This window comes from uncultured Tenacibaculum sp. (genome assembly GCF_947499065.1).
In the GTDB taxonomy this organism is placed as follows: domain Bacteria; phylum Bacteroidota; class Bacteroidia; order Flavobacteriales; family Flavobacteriaceae; genus Polaribacter.
In genome coordinates this window covers 306,345-322,930 of sequence record NZ_CANMMT010000003.1, presented here as the reverse complement: position 1 = coordinate 322,930, position 16,586 = coordinate 306,345, and the positions used below count along the sequence as shown (strand labels likewise).

The 16,586-nt window shown below is 28.0% G+C and carries 24 protein-coding genes; 21 read left to right on the top strand and 3 right to left on the bottom strand.

Going from position 1 to position 16,586, the window contains the following annotated elements:
• Positions 1-132: 132 nt before the first annotated feature.
• The 16 genes from Q0958_RS09155 to Q0958_RS09080 all read left to right on the top strand — a co-directional run bounded on the left by Q0958_RS09155 (position 133) and on the right by Q0958_RS09080 (position 10,353).
• Positions 133-393, top strand: a complete 261-nt coding sequence (locus Q0958_RS09155; protein ID WP_299122220.1) for a hypothetical protein — start codon at positions 133-135, stop codon at positions 391-393.
• A gap of 391 nt (positions 394-784) precedes the next feature.
• Complete coding sequence (locus tag Q0958_RS09150; RefSeq protein ID WP_299122218.1) at positions 785-1,297, top strand: hypothetical protein; 513 nt, start codon at positions 785-787, stop codon at positions 1,295-1,297.
• Between the two features lie 130 nt (positions 1,298-1,427).
• On the top strand, positions 1,428-2,201 hold the full coding sequence (locus tag Q0958_RS09145; RefSeq protein WP_299122216.1) for a hypothetical protein: 774 nt from the start codon (positions 1,428-1,430) through the stop codon (positions 2,199-2,201).
• 240 nt (positions 2,202-2,441) lie between these two features.
• Complete coding sequence (locus Q0958_RS09140; RefSeq protein WP_299122214.1) at positions 2,442-3,329, top strand: hypothetical protein; 888 nt, start codon at positions 2,442-2,444, stop codon at positions 3,327-3,329.
• Between the two features lie 51 nt (positions 3,330-3,380).
• On the top strand, positions 3,381-4,100 hold the full coding sequence (locus Q0958_RS09135; RefSeq protein ID WP_299122212.1) for a DUF4375 domain-containing protein: 720 nt from the start codon (positions 3,381-3,383) through the stop codon (positions 4,098-4,100).
• Positions 4,101-4,228: 128 nt separating this feature from the next.
• Positions 4,229-5,122 carry a biopolymer transporter ExbD gene (locus Q0958_RS09130; protein WP_299122211.1) on the top strand — a complete coding sequence of 298 codons (894 nt, stop codon included), beginning with the start codon at positions 4,229-4,231 and terminating at the stop codon, positions 5,120-5,122.
• Between the two features lie 163 nt (positions 5,123-5,285).
• The gene (locus Q0958_RS09125) at positions 5,286-5,813 is read left to right on the top strand and encodes an STM3941 family protein (RefSeq protein ID WP_299122209.1); all 528 of its coding nucleotides are present in this window, start codon (positions 5,286-5,288) and stop codon (positions 5,811-5,813) included.
• A 157-nt stretch (positions 5,814-5,970) separates the two neighbouring features.
• A complete protein-coding gene (locus tag Q0958_RS09120; protein WP_299122207.1) occupies positions 5,971-6,471 on the top strand; it encodes a hypothetical protein in 501 nt (166 codons plus the stop codon).
• Between the two features lie 358 nt (positions 6,472-6,829).
• Positions 6,830-7,237: a hypothetical protein gene (locus Q0958_RS09115; RefSeq protein ID WP_299122205.1), complete on the top strand. Its 408-nt coding sequence runs from the start codon at positions 6,830-6,832 to the stop codon at positions 7,235-7,237.
• Positions 7,238-7,403: 166 nt separating this feature from the next.
• Positions 7,404-7,820: a hypothetical protein gene (locus tag Q0958_RS09110; RefSeq protein WP_299122203.1), complete on the top strand. Its 417-nt coding sequence runs from the start codon at positions 7,404-7,406 to the stop codon at positions 7,818-7,820.
• 40 nt (positions 7,821-7,860) lie between these two features.
• Positions 7,861-8,022, top strand: a complete 162-nt coding sequence (locus tag Q0958_RS09105) for a P1 family peptidase (RefSeq protein ID WP_299122201.1) — start codon at positions 7,861-7,863, stop codon at positions 8,020-8,022.
• 131 nt (positions 8,023-8,153) lie between these two features.
• Entirely contained in the window at positions 8,154-8,696 is a 543-nt protein-coding gene (locus Q0958_RS09100) for a hypothetical protein (protein WP_299122199.1), read from the top strand.
• Positions 8,697-8,813: 117 nt separating this feature from the next.
• On the top strand, positions 8,814-9,182 hold the full coding sequence (locus Q0958_RS09095; RefSeq protein WP_299122198.1) for a hypothetical protein: 369 nt from the start codon (positions 8,814-8,816) through the stop codon (positions 9,180-9,182).
• An 81-nt stretch (positions 9,183-9,263) separates the two neighbouring features.
• Positions 9,264-9,479 (top strand): hypothetical protein, encoded by a 216-nt coding sequence (locus Q0958_RS09090; RefSeq protein ID WP_299122197.1) that lies wholly within the window; start codon positions 9,264-9,266, stop codon positions 9,477-9,479.
• Positions 9,480-9,496: 17 nt separating this feature from the next.
• A complete protein-coding gene (locus Q0958_RS09085; RefSeq protein WP_299122196.1) occupies positions 9,497-9,802 on the top strand; it encodes a hypothetical protein in 306 nt (101 codons plus the stop codon).
• Positions 9,803-9,828: 26 nt separating this feature from the next.
• Positions 9,829-10,353, top strand: coding sequence for a DinB family protein (locus Q0958_RS09080; RefSeq protein ID WP_299122195.1), 525 nt, complete (start codon positions 9,829-9,831; stop codon positions 10,351-10,353).
• A gap of 102 nt (positions 10,354-10,455) precedes the next feature.
• Here the strand turns inward: Q0958_RS09080 and Q0958_RS09075 are convergent, their stop codons facing one another.
• The gene (locus Q0958_RS09075) at positions 10,456-10,644 is read right to left on the bottom strand and encodes a hypothetical protein (RefSeq protein WP_299122194.1); all 189 of its coding nucleotides are present in this window, start codon (positions 10,642-10,644) and stop codon (positions 10,456-10,458) included.
• Positions 10,645-10,937: 293 nt separating this feature from the next.
• Between Q0958_RS09075 and Q0958_RS09070 the strand changes: the two genes are divergently transcribed.
• The 5 genes from Q0958_RS09070 to Q0958_RS09050 all read left to right on the top strand — a co-directional run bounded on the left by Q0958_RS09070 (position 10,938) and on the right by Q0958_RS09050 (position 14,967).
• Positions 10,938-12,347: an alpha/beta hydrolase gene (locus tag Q0958_RS09070; protein ID WP_299122193.1), complete on the top strand. Its 1,410-nt coding sequence runs from the start codon at positions 10,938-10,940 to the stop codon at positions 12,345-12,347.
• A gap of 101 nt (positions 12,348-12,448) precedes the next feature.
• Complete coding sequence (locus tag Q0958_RS09065; protein WP_299122192.1) at positions 12,449-13,033, top strand: Crp/Fnr family transcriptional regulator; 585 nt, start codon at positions 12,449-12,451, stop codon at positions 13,031-13,033.
• A gap of 94 nt (positions 13,034-13,127) precedes the next feature.
• Positions 13,128-13,481 (top strand): nuclear transport factor 2 family protein, encoded by a 354-nt coding sequence (locus Q0958_RS09060; protein ID WP_299122191.1) that lies wholly within the window; start codon positions 13,128-13,130, stop codon positions 13,479-13,481.
• Between the two features lie 11 nt (positions 13,482-13,492).
• Complete coding sequence (locus Q0958_RS09055; protein WP_299122190.1) at positions 13,493-14,071, top strand: YceI family protein; 579 nt, start codon at positions 13,493-13,495, stop codon at positions 14,069-14,071.
• 110 nt (positions 14,072-14,181) lie between these two features.
• Positions 14,182-14,967, top strand: a complete 786-nt coding sequence (locus Q0958_RS09050; RefSeq protein WP_299122189.1) for a hypothetical protein — start codon at positions 14,182-14,184, stop codon at positions 14,965-14,967.
• Here Q0958_RS09050 and moeB read toward each other — a convergent pair whose 3' ends face one another.
• Together moeB and Q0958_RS09040 are read right to left on the bottom strand one after the other, a co-directional pair.
• Entirely contained in the window at positions 14,968-16,023 is a 1,056-nt protein-coding gene (moeB, locus tag Q0958_RS09045) for a molybdopterin-synthase adenylyltransferase MoeB (RefSeq protein WP_299122188.1), read from the bottom strand.
• A complete protein-coding gene (locus Q0958_RS09040) occupies positions 16,024-16,572 on the bottom strand; it encodes a hypothetical protein (RefSeq protein WP_299122187.1) in 549 nt (182 codons plus the stop codon).
• Positions 16,573-16,586 lie beyond the last annotated feature (14 nt).

Genomic DNA, 16,586 nt, shown 5'->3' with positions numbered 1-16,586 from the left:
AATTAATTTCTAGATAAACCTAACTACGAAAATCCTCACGGACTTTTCTATCTGTGATTTATGCGCTAACTTTAGTGCTCAAACCACGCAACTAATCATACACTAACCGTTTGGTGTAAGTAGAAAAAACGAATGTTTAAAAAATATACATCCATAGAAAACACATATCGTGATGAGTTTTTAGATCGAATTAAAGATCATGGATTTTGGGATGATGAATTTGTTGTACAGGAAAAAGTTCATGAAGCCAACCTCAATTATTGGACAACCAATGAGAAAGACTTTTTTTCTGCAAAAAGAACTAACCTGATTGCGAAAGATGAAAAATTCTATAATAATGAATTAGTTCTAGAAGAAATAAAACCAAAGCTTAAAAATATTTGGTTTTATTAAAAAAAGATTGAAAGCTTAAATCAACTCACAATTTTTGGAGAAATTATCGGAGGAGATTACCCCCACAAAGAAGTTGAAAGTGATAAAAAATCTATAATAGTCCAAAAGGGAATATTTTTATAGTCCAATGATAATTCTATTTCATTTTAGAATAAAATTACTACCCATAGCTCATGAAAATTGCTCACTCAAGAGAGTGAGCAATTTTCATATACACTATAATTACTAAAATATTCTAGTATTTTAAGTTGTTATGAATTAAAAAAACTTTTGAGGAGTTATAATATTCTCTTTCTTTATATTGCGTATCATAAAAATTGAAAAAGATAAATGGAACTTATTTTATTGAAAGTTCTGCATATAAACAAGTCACCTAACAACCTGATAAAAAATGTGTAAAGAAGATTTAAAAATACATTTTTGTACATGCTCGAAAAAAGAGATAATTAATACTGATTTCGCTGATGAAGTTGTAAAATTATATGAATCAAAGAAAAGTGATTCACTAATGGCAATATTAAATGAAGATGAATCATATACTGATACCTATTTCAAATGGACTCTCTTTTCTTTTCATGAAAAAGTAAGTGAGCGTAGTGTTATGGGAATGATGATTTATCCAAAAAACAAAATCAATAAAGAACTTACAATTGATAATATTGACAAAGCTTTAAATTCAGATAATTGCTTTGATTTTGAATATAAACCTCAAGAAAAAGATTTGATTAGAATAGAAGAGAAATATAAGTTTATTGAATTGAAAAATAATCCTCGACCAAAAATAAATGGATATATTTCTTTCAGATTTGAGAACGGAAAATGGGAATTTGGTAGGTATCCAATGCACTATATTCACAAAGAAACTGAAATGGGAAAAATAAAAACGTTGCACAACAATGTATAACCGTAATTACTCCGGATTCGACTGCGTCTGAATCCACTCGATATTGCCAACGCCTATACCAAACCGAAAATTAGCGCATATTAACCCGTAACTGACGGTTATACGCGACCGTTACCTACAATTTGAAAAAATGAACAAACCTACTAAGATTTTACTTCTAACACTAACTGTATCACTTTTTATAAGCTGTGATTTTATTAATAACGCATTTACCTACAAAGACACTACTAAGGAATTTGTAAAAGCTCTAATAGAAGAAGATTATGAAAAAAGTATGAACTTTATGGCAATAGAAAACAAAGCCTTTAAAAATACGAATATAGATACGTTAAAAATAGGTTTAAGAAATTTTCAAAATATAATAGTAAAGAATTTTGGAAAAGAGTTAGACTTTAAGTTTATGACAGCTAAAAAAACTTTATCGACTGTAGCAGGAAAAAGTACGGCACCAAACACCACTTTAGCACAAATCGAATTTTCAAATGACACAGAATTTGGAGTCTTCGAAATTACTTTTGATGATGATTCAAATAAAATATTATACATCAAAACACTTAACATAAAAGAGAAAACTCCGAATATGACTTTGTTCTGGTTATTTGGGATTTTAGCAATTTGCGTTCCGATTTTTAACATTTGGATAATTAGAAAAATTAAGAAAAGTAATCTAAAGAGAAAATGGCTGAAATATATTGCTGTGATTTTCCTAAATGTTCCAGCAATAACTTATAGTGCAGTTTATGGGCTTTCTTTTAATTTATTAAGTTTTCAAATACTATTTGGAATTAGCTTTTCATATATGGGGTATTTAAGTTCAGTTTGGTCTTTCGGAATACCACTTGGTGGATTATATTGGTTATGGAAATTGAACAAAAAACCGAAGGACGAAGTAATAACAGAATAAAAAAAATGGTAGTAATACAGTGTATAAAACATAGCTATAAGTACTTAACCGAAAGGTTTATATAAATATATATATATATTTAGAAAGCCTGCCTAATTTTTAATTTGGCTTTAAAAAAATTGATAAATTAAAAACAAAATATAAAAATCCGGTTCTGTGTTAATCCGAAAAGTCAATGTCTTTTTACATGCTACGTTTCATACACAAACTGTTACCTATAATTAAGAGAAACATCTATCTATGAAAAAAATATACTGTCTGATTTTATTAATCTTCACATCAATTTATACATATCCCCAAATTGAAATAAGTGATTCTGATTTAAATAAACTAGTTGAGATTGGAGAATACTACTCTAAAAATGTAATGCTAACAAAAAAGTCTGCTATTGAGGATTTAGAGAAATTTAGAACCGAAAAGCTAAATAACATAATAGATGTACTTCAAACCCAATCTAAACAGAGTATTAAGATTTTAGACAAAAAATATTTGAACAGACCGAGTTATGATGATTTAGTAATGTGGTATGTAATAAGAGAAATTCATTACAATTTGAGAGATAAGGAAAATAAACCGAGAATTAGTATCGAAGTAGCCAAAGAGTTTCTCAATAAAAAAATAGATGAAAGATGGCTTTTGGATAATTATTATTTCAGACTGTATGGCGCTGTTGCAAGAATTTTCAATAAAACTGACTTAAGTAAATACAATATTGAACTTGACAGTTATGGATTAAAATCTAATACTGAAAAAGCTATTGTCTATTTAAATTTAATGGATGCTCTCGGTACAAGGTTTAAAGTACTTCAGATGATAAAGAATAATAAAAAGTTAATTGAGTTTGCCTCAAGAATGCCTAAATTCAATGGTAAAGAATATTTTTATTATTCAGATTTCCAATACGAAGATTTTGAATGGATTGGACATAGAAAAAAAGAAATGTTCAATGAAAGACATGTGGGACTTCTTTATGAAATTATTTTAGCCCATATGAATGCTGAATCAGATATTAATGGCAGGAAAGGAACTTTAGAAATATATCAAAATTCTATAATGACTAAACCAGAATATTTTAAGTATTCAAGCCTCAAATCTGAATTGAAAAAATTATATAAAAAGAGCAAATAACTATAGGCAACACCGTATAAAATTAATTGTAAGCCATTTGAGAAAACGCCAATGAAAATAATAATCGGAATAATTATAGTAATCGGACTTTTGTTTGTTTACCTAAACAAAAAGAAACAAAATACGACAGAATCTACATCTGAAAACACAAAACCAACCACTTTCTATTCATTAAATGACGGAAACCAAAATCAATTACTTATCTCAATAGAAATTCCTCAAACGTGGCTTGATTCAACAAAAACCAAATATGATTGGAACGAATTTGATGAATACGACAACAGAATGTGGGAATATATGTATAAATTATTTGACGAAACAGTTGCAAAAAGTGGAATTGAAGACTACAATGAATTATGGAACAAATTAACTCGTGAACAAAAAATATTCTGGGCATTTTTATCATTTAATGGAAATACTGACAATGGCGGAGTTTATCAATTTATTTTCAACCGACCTGAATTTATTGTGGCTGTTGCAGAAACTTGGGAAGAATTAAAAATAACGGAATTGGAAACTGACTACGAAAACGTATTGAAAGAATTAACTGGAAAATCTTCAAAAATTAGCGAACTAAAAGCAAATTTTAATGATGAATCCAGAGATTGGAAAAAAAGATGGAATTCGTTTGCAGATGGATATAAAGAATTAAAATCGACCGAAAAGATTGAGGAATATTATTACAACAAAAAATTTAAGAAAAAACTATACAAACAAGTTGCTTATTTAATCGAGAATAATGTTGATAAATTTGCAACAATAACGAAATAAAAAACGGCTTATAACAATGGCTATAATTCCTTGTTATGAACAAACTAAAACAAAATAACTAACTTTAATACAGCTTGATTTCTATGATTTTCAACCATAGAAATCATAGCCGGGAGATTTTACAACATATGAAACTAACATTAGTAATTACCTTTTTATCTATTTCATTGTTCTACTCTTGTGGCATTCAAACCGAAAGAGTTGAAAACAAATTAATGGATTGTAATAACCAAAGTTTTGTTGATGGAGGAAAGCAGCTAAAAGAATTAATAACCGATTATGAATCCAACTTGATAAAAGCAAAAATTATTTCAGATAATTCAGGAGAAAGTTATTTAAAAACAATAAGCCAAATATCCAATGGTATAGAACCTAAAGAAAAACCTTATTATTCATTCGGAGAAATGCTAAACGGGATTGAAAAAAATCAAAATTCTATATCAAACACTTGCTTTCAAACAGTATTATCAGATTCTACAAAATATGATTTTAAAAAGTTTTTGAAATTTCAAAACTCATTAGAGAATACCATCAAAAATGCTGTAAATTTAAGAATAGAATTATTAGCTACAGAATTTTCAAATATTTTATCCGAAAAAGATTTTGAACTTGACTTTTACAAAATGAAAGCATTTTTGTTATTCGATATGTTGCGTCCATATGGCGGAATAATTAAGGGGTTACCTAAAAAGAATTCCAATTTAAAAAACGCCTTTAAAATATACTTGAATAAAGAGAATAAAATATTTGTAAATAATACGGAAATTAAACTTAAAAGTTTGAAATCTAAAATAGTTAAATACTATAAAAACAATGAATCTAAATCTGTAATTTCAATCAAAACAGATAAAGAAACTATATATTCAGACTATGTTACTGTTCAAAACGAAATACAGTTTGCAATTAATTTAGTTAGAGATAATTTATCTAACAAAAAGTTCGGAAAAAAGTATGCAGATTTGACTAATGAAGAACAGAAATTAATAAATGAACAATATCCGAAATCAATAATTGATGAATAAAATACATTGCACAACAATGTATAACCACAATTACGGTGAATTCGACTACGTTCGAATCCTCTCGAAATTGCTAATGTCTGTTACAAACCGAAAATTAACACATATAAACCCTTAACTGACGGTTATACGAGACCGTTGTAACACATTTACCAAACTACCGCAAATGACTGAAATTAAGATACCATTAAGCAAAACGAAAATCATATTATTTATGCTTGGAGCATTAGCATTTGTTATTGGTGGAGCTTGGGGAGTTTTGGAACCTGAAAGATTTGCTTCTATTGGTTATCCGAAAAACATTGTTTTTATAAGCGGATTAGCTGGAGTTTTATTCTTTGGACTTTGTTTCGTTTTTATTGCTAGAAAAGTCTTTAGCGGAAAAGCAGGTTTGACTATAAATGATGACGGAATTATTGACAACTCGAACGCAACAAGTGTTGGACTTATAGAATGGAAAGATATAACTGGAGTAAAATCTTGGGGAACAGGTTCAGCAAAAGTAATTGTTATACTGACTTCTGAACCAGAAAAATACATTGAACGTTCCAAGAACATAATCTCAAAAAAAGCAATGAAAGCGAATAATAGAATTTATGGTTCGCCATTATCAATTATATCTAACTCATTGAAAATAAATTTCTCGGAATTGGAAAAACTGATTTTGGAACAAATTGATAAACGAAAAAAATAAAAACGATTTGCCAACACCGTGTATAATTCATTGCTAGTACTCGCCTACTTACGAAAATCCTACCGGATTTTCTGTTCGGTTTGTATTTACTAATTTAGTTGACTAAACACGCAATGAATTATACACGAATACGTTACAAACATTTATAACAAGATTTATGAAAAAAATATTACTCTCATTTTTAACTCTATTAGGAATAAGTGTCGGAGGAAAAGCTCAAACAATGGAAAAGTTAGATATTGGTCTGAGAAAAACTATAGAATTGACCTCTAAAAAATTTGAAAGAAATAATCACGCTTTTTTAATTAATGTAGCTAAAGATAATGTTGTCGTTATTCAATTAATTCATGGAATATTAATTCCAATGAGTTTAGGAAAATCTATGAACGAAATTAAAAATTCTGATAGGATTTTTAATTTTTCACTCAATTTGCCTTTCAATAATCATGAAAAAAATGAATTAGAGAAGTTTAAAAACCTTGATGTTTTTGAGAAATTTAAATATTATGATGCTAATGGAATACCTTGTTATTCAATTAATTTTGGAACGAATCAACAAGAAGCTAAACTAGTTACATTAGAAATTCTTCAAAAAGTCTATAACTATAAATTAAATGACACTTTTGAATTCGAGATTTACGACCAAGGAAGATTTTAAAAACGATTTACTAACAACACTTAAACTGCATTAAAACGCAGCTTAGCCAAACCGTTACCTTCAATTTAAAGCTGCAGTCCTGAAAACAATCTTTGCCATATCATTAAGTCTCATTTTCCTCGTCTTTAACCTGAATAGCGGAATAAAAACAACTGAAGTACAAAAATCAATAAATGAACAATATCCGAAATCAATAATTGATGAATAAAATACATTGCAAAACAATGTATAAACGTAATTACGGCGGTTTCAACTGCGTATGAATCCACTCGAAATTGCTAAACATGGTGCTTAACCGAAAACCCTAACTTAAAACCCGTAACGGATGGTTATACGAGACCGTTAGCTAAAATTGAAAATGAAATATTATCTCAATCATCCATTAAAAACTGAACCAATTGAATCTGGAGAAATTAAAAAAGAGGATTTCAAAGAAATATTTGACAGATTTCCTTGGATTGAGTTTCTACAAAAACAATTAGTAGCTATCGAAAAAGAAATAAAATGCTCACCTTCAATTACATTAGAAAATAAAGAAGGAATTGGAATCGATTTTTCAATAGTCGGAGAAATAGATAATTATGAATTTTATATTTGCTACAAGCGACCAATATTACGGAAAAAGAAAAAGTGGTTTAAAACTATAGAATATCTTGACAAAAACTGGCATAGCATAATTCCTGAACAAAATATGAATGACGGAATTGAAGCCTTTAATTTATTATTTGACAGAGATTTTGAAACTTTAGAGAAAAAATGGGGATAAAACCATTTGCTAACAATGCTTATAATTAATACGGGGCTTAGTGTTTAATCAGAAGTTTAATGTATTTTTAGAAAGTCTTCAAATCAAAAAGATTTGACTTTTGAACAAGAAAAAATTAAAACAAATAAAATGCTTCGTCTTAGTGCTAAATTGAAAAAAACCGAAATTGATAAAGAAAATTACATTAATCGGAATTGTTTTTCTTTTGGTTAGCTGTTTGCCAATTGAAACAAAGAATGCGGAAAAAGCATATAAATATTGGTCTGGAAGTGAAGTCCCGAATGAAATTGAATTGATAAAAGGAGAATATTATCAATCACCTCATTTTTCACTCGAATACGAGCTATTCCTCAAATTTAAATCGGACGAAAAATGGTTTGAGGAATTTGTTGAATACAACGGACTTGAAATTGACACAATCGGAAACGACTGGACACGTTGGACTGAATTACCAGAATGGTTTAAATCAGACCGTGATTTTCTGATTTATGCAAAAGACCAATCGGATGAGTTTGAACGCTCAAGATATATGAGAAATCCTAAAACTGGAATTAGTTATATCTACGAAACTGTTGGGATGTGAGAAATAAAAAACTACCGTAGAGATAGTTTCTAATGACTGAATGAATGATATATTTGAAGCTACAATTCAAGCTGTTGAAGAAGCAATAATAAATGCTATGGCTTCTGCTGAAACAAAGGAAGGAATTAATGGAAATAAAGTTTATGCTCTACCACACAATAAGCTGATTGAAATAATGAAAAAATATAATCGAATAAAATAACGAATTGAATTTAATGGAAGTGAGAAATTTTCATTGTTTGAACTTCTAAATGCTGAATTACATATTCAACTAAAAATTTATTCGAATTGACTCTGAATCAATTAATCAAAAAACTAACTAGAACATAATAAATGAAAAAGTATTTTAAAAGATTTGTAAAAGAAATAATCCCTGTTTTTTTTGGAGTATTAGTCGCTTTATGGATTAATAATTGGAACGAAGAAAGAAAGGACAAAAAATACATTGATAACTTCTATTCTTCCTTGAAAAAAGAGCTTAGTGATACTAATAAGGAGATGATTAAAAAAAGACCTTCTCAAAAAAAATTAGTAGACACTCTTGAATTTTACTCAAAAAATAACACAATTCCTTTACTTCAAGTTATTAGTAAAGGAGGAGGTGTTAATGGTCCACTTATTAAACTTAATTACTGGAATGCCTTATCTAACTCAAAAATAGAGTTAATAAGCTATGAGAAATTAGCTATATTAACAGAAATAGAAGAAGGAAAAAGTCTCTTAAAATACAAACGAAATAAACTTATTGATTTCATCTATTCTAATATGACTAAAACAACTAAAGAAGAAAAAGTGGTACTAAAAATTATGGTATTAGAATTAATGAATACAGAAAAACAAGTTCAAAGAAATATTCAAAAAATACTGAACAAATAAACAATTATTCCAATAATCCTTTTTTATTTAATCAAAGTATATTGCAATCTAAAAAAATAATTATTTCAGTATTATTTAGGTTATCTCTAGATTAAATCTATTCCAATACATTCATATATGACACAAATAATTAAATCAAGATGGAAATGGGATATAAAAGAGAATTCTTTTGATATAAACTTAGGTGATGATATAGCTGACTTGCTTTCTAGAAATATTATCAGAAAAAATGCCTATAACGAATATGAAAGTGTTAATGAACAAGTTTGGAGTATTGCAGAAACAAACGGAAAAGTAACTTCAATTTCGTTTAGAGAAAACTTTTTTGAATTTATTAGAGACGACTTATGGGAATTGGAATACCCCAAGTTTGAAAGCGAGCTAAACAGTAAATTAACAAAAGTGAATGACGAATTTAAAGGAGACTCCTTACATGTAGTCTTTAGAGGAAACTTCATTGCAATAGCAATCTTGAAAAGGAACTAATATAATCTATATATAAAAGCATTACATATTTATCATTTACAATTTAAAAACAATTGAAACTAAAAAAACTTACTACATATTTTGACACAAGAAAACAAAAACTCAGAATTAGCTGATAAAGAAATTACTAATCAAAAACAGAGCTCAAAATTAATTAATGCTTTACTAATTGGTTTTTTAGCAGGCATCATTGTTACTGGATTCATTGCTTGGATTATTGCAAAAAAGACTTGGGGAATTGTTCCAATGATAGCTCCTATTTTTATAATTTACTTATTAGTAAAAAAAGCAAAATAAAATACACATATCAACAAATGAAACCTAGAACAGCTAAACCAACAAATTATAAAAAATGGTCATTCAAACTATTATTATATTTAATTATAATAAATATTGTTGTAGCATATTTGGTTTTTAACTTTGCTATTGGACTTCACGATTCTTCAAGATTTAATCAAAATATAGGAACTTTATCTATTATCGGAAACTTGATTTTATTGGCTGGTATTGTTCTAACAATTCTAAGCATAGTAAATAAAGAAAAAAAGAACTATCAATTTTATATTTCTATTATTGGCTATCCAATATTTATCATTCTAACATTTTTATCTTTATTTTAAAACCACATAAAATAAACAATACTAAAATGAACTTTGAATTAAACAAATCAATAGAAATTTTAGAAAAAACTCCTCTAGTTTTGGAAAGCTTATTAAATGGTTTATCTAAAGAATGGATTGTAAATAATGAGGGAGAAAATACTTGGAGCCCTTATGATATTGTTGGACATTTAATATTTGGAGAGAAAACAGATTGGATTGTTAGAATCAAAACAATTTTAAGCAAATCTGAAAATAAGCTCTTTGAACCTTTCGATCGTTTCGCTCAACTTAAAGAAGATCAAAACAAACCAATTCAAGAATTAATAAAAGAATTCAAAACAATAAGAAAAAGTAATCTAAAAGAATTAACAGCTTTAAATATTACAACTGAATATTATAATCTTACAGGAATTCATCCCGAGTTTGGTCAAGTAACACTCAAACAATTAATTTCTACTTGGGCTGTTCACGACTTGGGACACATTGCTCAAATATCTAGAGTTATGGCTAAACAATATACAGAAGAAGTTGGTCCATGGATAAACTATTTAAGGATTTTAAACAAATAATACATTCAAAATAAAAAACATGACCATCAATATTCTAAAACATTGATGGTCATCTTTACATAACATAATCTTATCTAGATTATTAGTAATGTGGTCTCTCGATTAACAAACACAATGAGACCAATCTAATCCATAAAGTTCTAATTGACTTTGAATGTAATAAGCTCTATCTCCTTCTCTCCAACTGGTTCTACAAAAATCTGCACAACTAAAAAACATTCTTCCTCCTTTAATTTCTTGTTGATCTTTTTTGTTTAGTGCTTTACCTAAATCTAAAATTTGTTTTTTCATAATAATATATTTTTAATTATTCAAACATAGATAATTAGCATTACAACAATTAAGAAAAAACCATAATAATAGTAAGGGAATACCCTCTTTATTATAACTAATATATATTTTAAAGTATTTTTAATTCCTTATCAAAATCGTAACCATTTATCAACTTTTGTTGTCTATATAGAAAAGCTTATGAATAAACCTCAAAATCAAATTAAAAATGTTACTTCTTATATTACTATTATGATTTTAGAAAAACTATAAAAAGTAATCTTAAAAACCTAACCTAAAACAATTCAATTTTAATGTTTAAACACCACTACCTACTACTCGTTACCGTCTTTCTATTCGTATTAAACAGTAATGCTCAATTTTCAAAATGTTCTGATCAAGAAGAGTTTCCAGAATTCAAATCTTCTTTATGTACCACAGTAAAAACACCTCTGAACTACCAATCAAATAAGAATCAAACCTTAGATATATTTGTTAGAAAATTTCCTTCACTTAAAAAGAGGAAAGGTTCTATTTGGCTTATTGCTGGAGGACCTGGTGAATCTGGTGCTAGTTTTTATCCTTTAATCAACCAGTTTTCAAAACTATTCCCCCATTTAGATATTTTTGTTCCAGATCATAGAGGTACTGGATTATCGAGTAAAATATGTCCTAAACAAGAAAGTGTTGATTCTCCAAACGGTATCGCTTTAGCTAATAATGAATGGGGACCTTGTTTTGGACAAATGTTTAGTAACAAATCATACACACAAGCTTTTTCTATTACCAATGCTGCTAATGATTTGAGTGTTTTAATAAATCAATTAAGTGGAAAAGGGAAACGTTATGTATATGGAGTTTCTTATGGAACTCAATTAGTATTACGTTTACTTCAATTAAACTCAGTTAAGATTGACGGTGTTATTCTCGATTCACTAGTTCCTTTACAAGATGATACTGACTATGATTTAAGTCAAAGATCATTTGTAACGAATAATGTTGGTCGTGCAGTTTTAGATTTATACAACAAACGAGAACCAAACAATACTGTTTCATTAAACGATCAGTTACAAAACATTCTTAAGAAAACTCAAAACAATAGCCACTTTGCGAAAAAATTACCTAAACAAGATTTATCTATAATTTTAGGGATGATGTTAGATATTCCTGAAGTTAGAAATAAAATTCCTACGATTATAAAAGCATTAGCAAACAACAATGTAGAACCATTAAATAATGCTATTGCTGGTATTACAAAGTTTTATACAGATTATGGAGCTAAATACAAAACCTCATCTAATTCTATACCTTTAACTCAAGTTATTACGGGTTCTGAAAATAATTTAAAACCAGAAACTAAAAAAAGTGACGTTACTGAAGAATCGAAAGGCTTATTATTTACTAGTCCATTGCCTAAACTAATTGCTGAGAATTCTATGCCTACTTATCAACGTGATAACTACTTTGCTAAAGTCCCTAAAAACATGCCTCCAACATTAATCATACATGGAACATTAGATCCAAAGACGCATTACAATGGAGCACTTCGTCACTATGAAAAAATGGCCAAGAACAATGATATAACATTTATTGGTGTAAAAGATGCTCCGCATTTTATTGCTTTATTTGCACCTACAGCTTTTACCTCAACCGTAACATCATTTATGAACGGTCAGAAGTTAACAAATAAAACAATTATTGATAAAAACACGTTGATTAAATAAGTGTAATTCTCAATAATAAACTTAGAATATTAAAAGTTTTAGAAAAGACTAAAAAATTATAAACAATAAAATATCTTTGATTATTAAGAAAAAGTCTTAAAATGAGCACTAAACCTTTATTAGATTATATTAATAAACATACTTCCTTAACAGCAGAGGAAGAAGATATTCTTAATGCTAAAATTACATTCAGAAACTATTTAAAAGATCAATATATAGCTCAGCAAGGCGATGTGTGTAAAACGGTTAACTTTATAGTTTCTGGATGTACCAAAACCTTTTATACAAATCAAGAGGGGCAAGAGCATGTTGTAATGTTTTCTATTGAAGATTGGTGGGCTTCAGATTTAGGGAGTTTTATAACACAAACTCCTTCTGATTTTAATGTTCAATGTATTGAAGCTACTCAGCTTATTCAATTTACTTTTGAAAACCTTGAATATTTATATGCTGAAATTCCAAAGTTAGAACGCGTATTTAGAAAAATAGTAGAACGTGCTTTTGTTGCTTCTCAAAAAAGAATTATTAGAAACTTTAGTCTTTCTGCTAAAGAACGTTATTTAATTTTTAAAGAAACATATCCTAAAATAGAACAACGAGTTCCTCAATATATGATAGCTTCTTACTTAGGCATTACTAAAGAGTTTTTAAGTAAAATTAAAAGTCAAATTATTCAAAACCAATAAAAGTTAATCTAGTTTAACATCATTTCATAATCTACTTCATTTTTAGTCTTTTTTATGCTTTAGATATTTGTACCATAATATTTAAACAAAAAAGATGAATACTTTATTAGAAAAAATCAGCACTGTTAATGATATGATTCTTCAAGGTAAAGCCTTAGAAGCTTTTGATCAATTTTATCATGATGATGTTGTAATGCAAGAAAATAACGACCCAATTATTGAAGGAAAATCTGCTAACAGACAGCGTGAAGAAGAGTTTTTTGCTGCTATTACAGAATTTAGAGCTGCACAACCGTTAAAAGTTGCTATTGGAGAAAATACAACGATGGTCGAATGGCATTTTGATTATACTCATAAAGATTGGGGGATTAAAAACTTTACACAAGTTGCCGTTCAAGACTGGAAAGATGGAAAAATAATTAAAGAAAAATTTTATTACAACGCTTAAAAACAATAAAAATGAAGAATACAATTAAAAATATCGGAGCCATAACATTATTAGCTTTTCTTACATTTTCTTTTACTACTATAAAAGACACTAAAAAAGATATTAAAATTAAAAACAGTAAAGTTGTTTGGAAAGGATATAAAGTTACTGGTTCACATGAAGGAACTATTGCTTTAAAAACGGGTTCTTTAAGTTTTAACAACAATAAATTAACTGGTGGTGAATTCACTATAGATATGACAAGTATTGCTTGTACTGATTTAAATGGTGAATATAAAAATAAGTTAGAAGGTCATTTAAAGTCTGATGATTTCTTTGGAGTTAAGAAAAACCCAACTGCAACTTTAGTTTTCAAAAAAGTAAAATCTACAGGAAAGAATTCATATAAAGTTACTGGTGATTTAACTATTAAAGGCATTACTAAAAAAGTAGATTTTGTACTTTCTGTTTATGGAAATAAAGCAAATGCTTCTTTAAAAATAGATAGATCTAAATACAATGTGAAATATGGTTCAACTAGTTTCTTTGATGGATTAAAAGACAAAGCTATTTATGATGAATTTGACTTAGTTGTTGATTTAGAATTTTAATACAGTAAATTAATAGTTAGTATATAAAAATTCCCCTGAGTTTATACTTAGGGGAATTTTTAATTATAATTTTAGGAATGATATTTGCTTTAAATTATAAAACTAAAATTATGAAAAAGACTATACTTACTTTACTCTTAATCTTTGGCATTAATTCAATTTATGCTAATTGTTTTCTTTGTGCTAGTAGTGGAATGGAATTTTTCCCTAAACAAAAACAAATAGGTTTAAACCCTATGTTTATAATTGAAGGCTATGCTATGAGTCAGAAAACTATTAATGGTTTTAAACATCGAAAAATATATTTGGAAACTAAAAATGGAGAATTAATTGAACTAAATCTTCAGAAAATATTAAAAGGTCAAATGAGTTTGACCCAGGCTATCTTTAAACCTTCAAAACAGTTAGAACCTAATTCAATCTACTTTTTAAAATATTCTAACCAAACTGAAAAAGAAGGAAAAGAAATGACACAATATAATAGAGAGAGCAAAAAAATAGAAAAAGTTTACTGGGAAACAACTAAAAAGAATGTAAAAACCTCTGAAAAATACAATAATCTTGATATCTCTTTTATCAGATCAAATGTCACACATTTTGGTTGTGGACCTGCAGTAAGTGCTATTTTCAAAATTAAAAATATGAAAACATTTGACTTTTGGTACAAAGCTGAAGTGATTGAAATTAGCTCTAACACAAAAACAACTTACTATATAAAAAGCCGTAATAGTAAACTTTCTATAGGACATGGAATGTGTTCAGGAGCATTTACATTTAATCAAAAAAGTAAATATAAGGTTAAATTCACCCTAATTAATACTGAAGGAAAACCATTAAAAACTACCAATTGGAAAAGATTTGATAGCCCATATACAAAAGATAACAGTAGGTTTTAATTATCCAAGTCCATTTTTTAAATTGATAAACTTGATTTCTTCAATCTGTTCTTCTAAAAATGTGATTGCCTTTTTACTTCTTATTCCCGACTTACAATACACAACTACATTTTTTGTTATATCTATTTCTTCAAATCGTTGTTGTAACTCTCCTAGTGGAATATGCTGTCCACCAATATGATGTTGCTCACGCTCCCAATCTTCTCTAACATCTAAAAGATGATACTTTTCAGTATTCTCTTCTAACTCTGCTAATGTTATTTCGTTAGCAATTGTTTTAATTCCACAGAAAAAATCATAATCATCTTCTAGTGCTGTTACTTTTGACTTTGATGTTTTTTCTAAATTCAAAGTCATTTGACGCATATTTAAAGTATTATACATTAAAAGCTTATTGGCTAATACTTCTCCAATTCCACAAATAATTTTTACTACTTCATTTGCTTGAAATCCACCTATAATTCCTGGTAACACTCCTAGTACTCCTATTTGTGAGCAATTTGGTGATTCTTCTGGTTTTGGTGGTGTAGGATATAAACATCTATAGGTAGCACTCCCATTATAATTAAATACACTTACTTGTCCTTCAAACTTAAAGATTGCTCCGTAAACCAATGGCTTATTTGTTAGTACTGCTGCATCATTGGTTAAATATCTTGTTGAAAAATTATCACTTCCATCAACAATTACATCATATGCATTAAACATTGAAATTGCATTATCTCTGGTTAACTTTTCTTTATAAACATTAAACTGGATAAATGGATTTAGTTTTGACAATCGTTTTGCAGCACTTTCAGCTTTTGAAAAACCAATATCGTCTATAGTATACAATATTTGACGTTGTAAATTACTTTGATCTACCAGATCATCGTCAATTATTCCAATAGTTCCAACTCCTGCTGCTGTTAAGTATTGTAGCACTGGACATCCTAAACCTCCTGCTCCTATTACTAAAACTTTGGCTTGTTTTAATTTTAGCTGCCCCTCTACACCTATCTTATCTAGAATTAGATGACGATTGTATTGTTTTTGTTCTTCTTTTGTTAAGTCCATCTATTTATTCTTTTCCCATATAAACTTATCTTCCTCTCCTAATTCATAAAAAGTTGAATGAACCTTTTCAAGCTTTTCTTTATCTCTTAAATAATTTAAAACTTGTACTAATTTTGGTGTGTTATTGTAAAAAAGTTTACTTAGAGTTTTAAATTCATTTGTTGTTTTTAAAAATTCTTGAAAGAACCAAAAATCTAAAACACCATAATAACCATTATACTTCAAATTAACCTCAACAATTTGCTCTGTTTTATGATTATAGAAACGAACATCTTCTCCATGGAAATGATATCTCCATTCTTTAGATAGTTCATAATCATCATTCTTAAGGGTATCCTCTATCAAAGAAAAAGACTGCTCATTATTTTCAAAACTAAAATTATACTTAGACTCAAACTTTTCTATTAGTTTTTCACATATAAATCTATATTTTTTTGTAGCCTCCTCTAACTTTAGAGCCACATGCTCTATATCTCTTTGTGAAAGAGAATTTGAGTATAATCTTTTTATTTTATTTTTCCATTCTAAAATTTTATTTAAAAAATTCATAATCCTTTAATAAC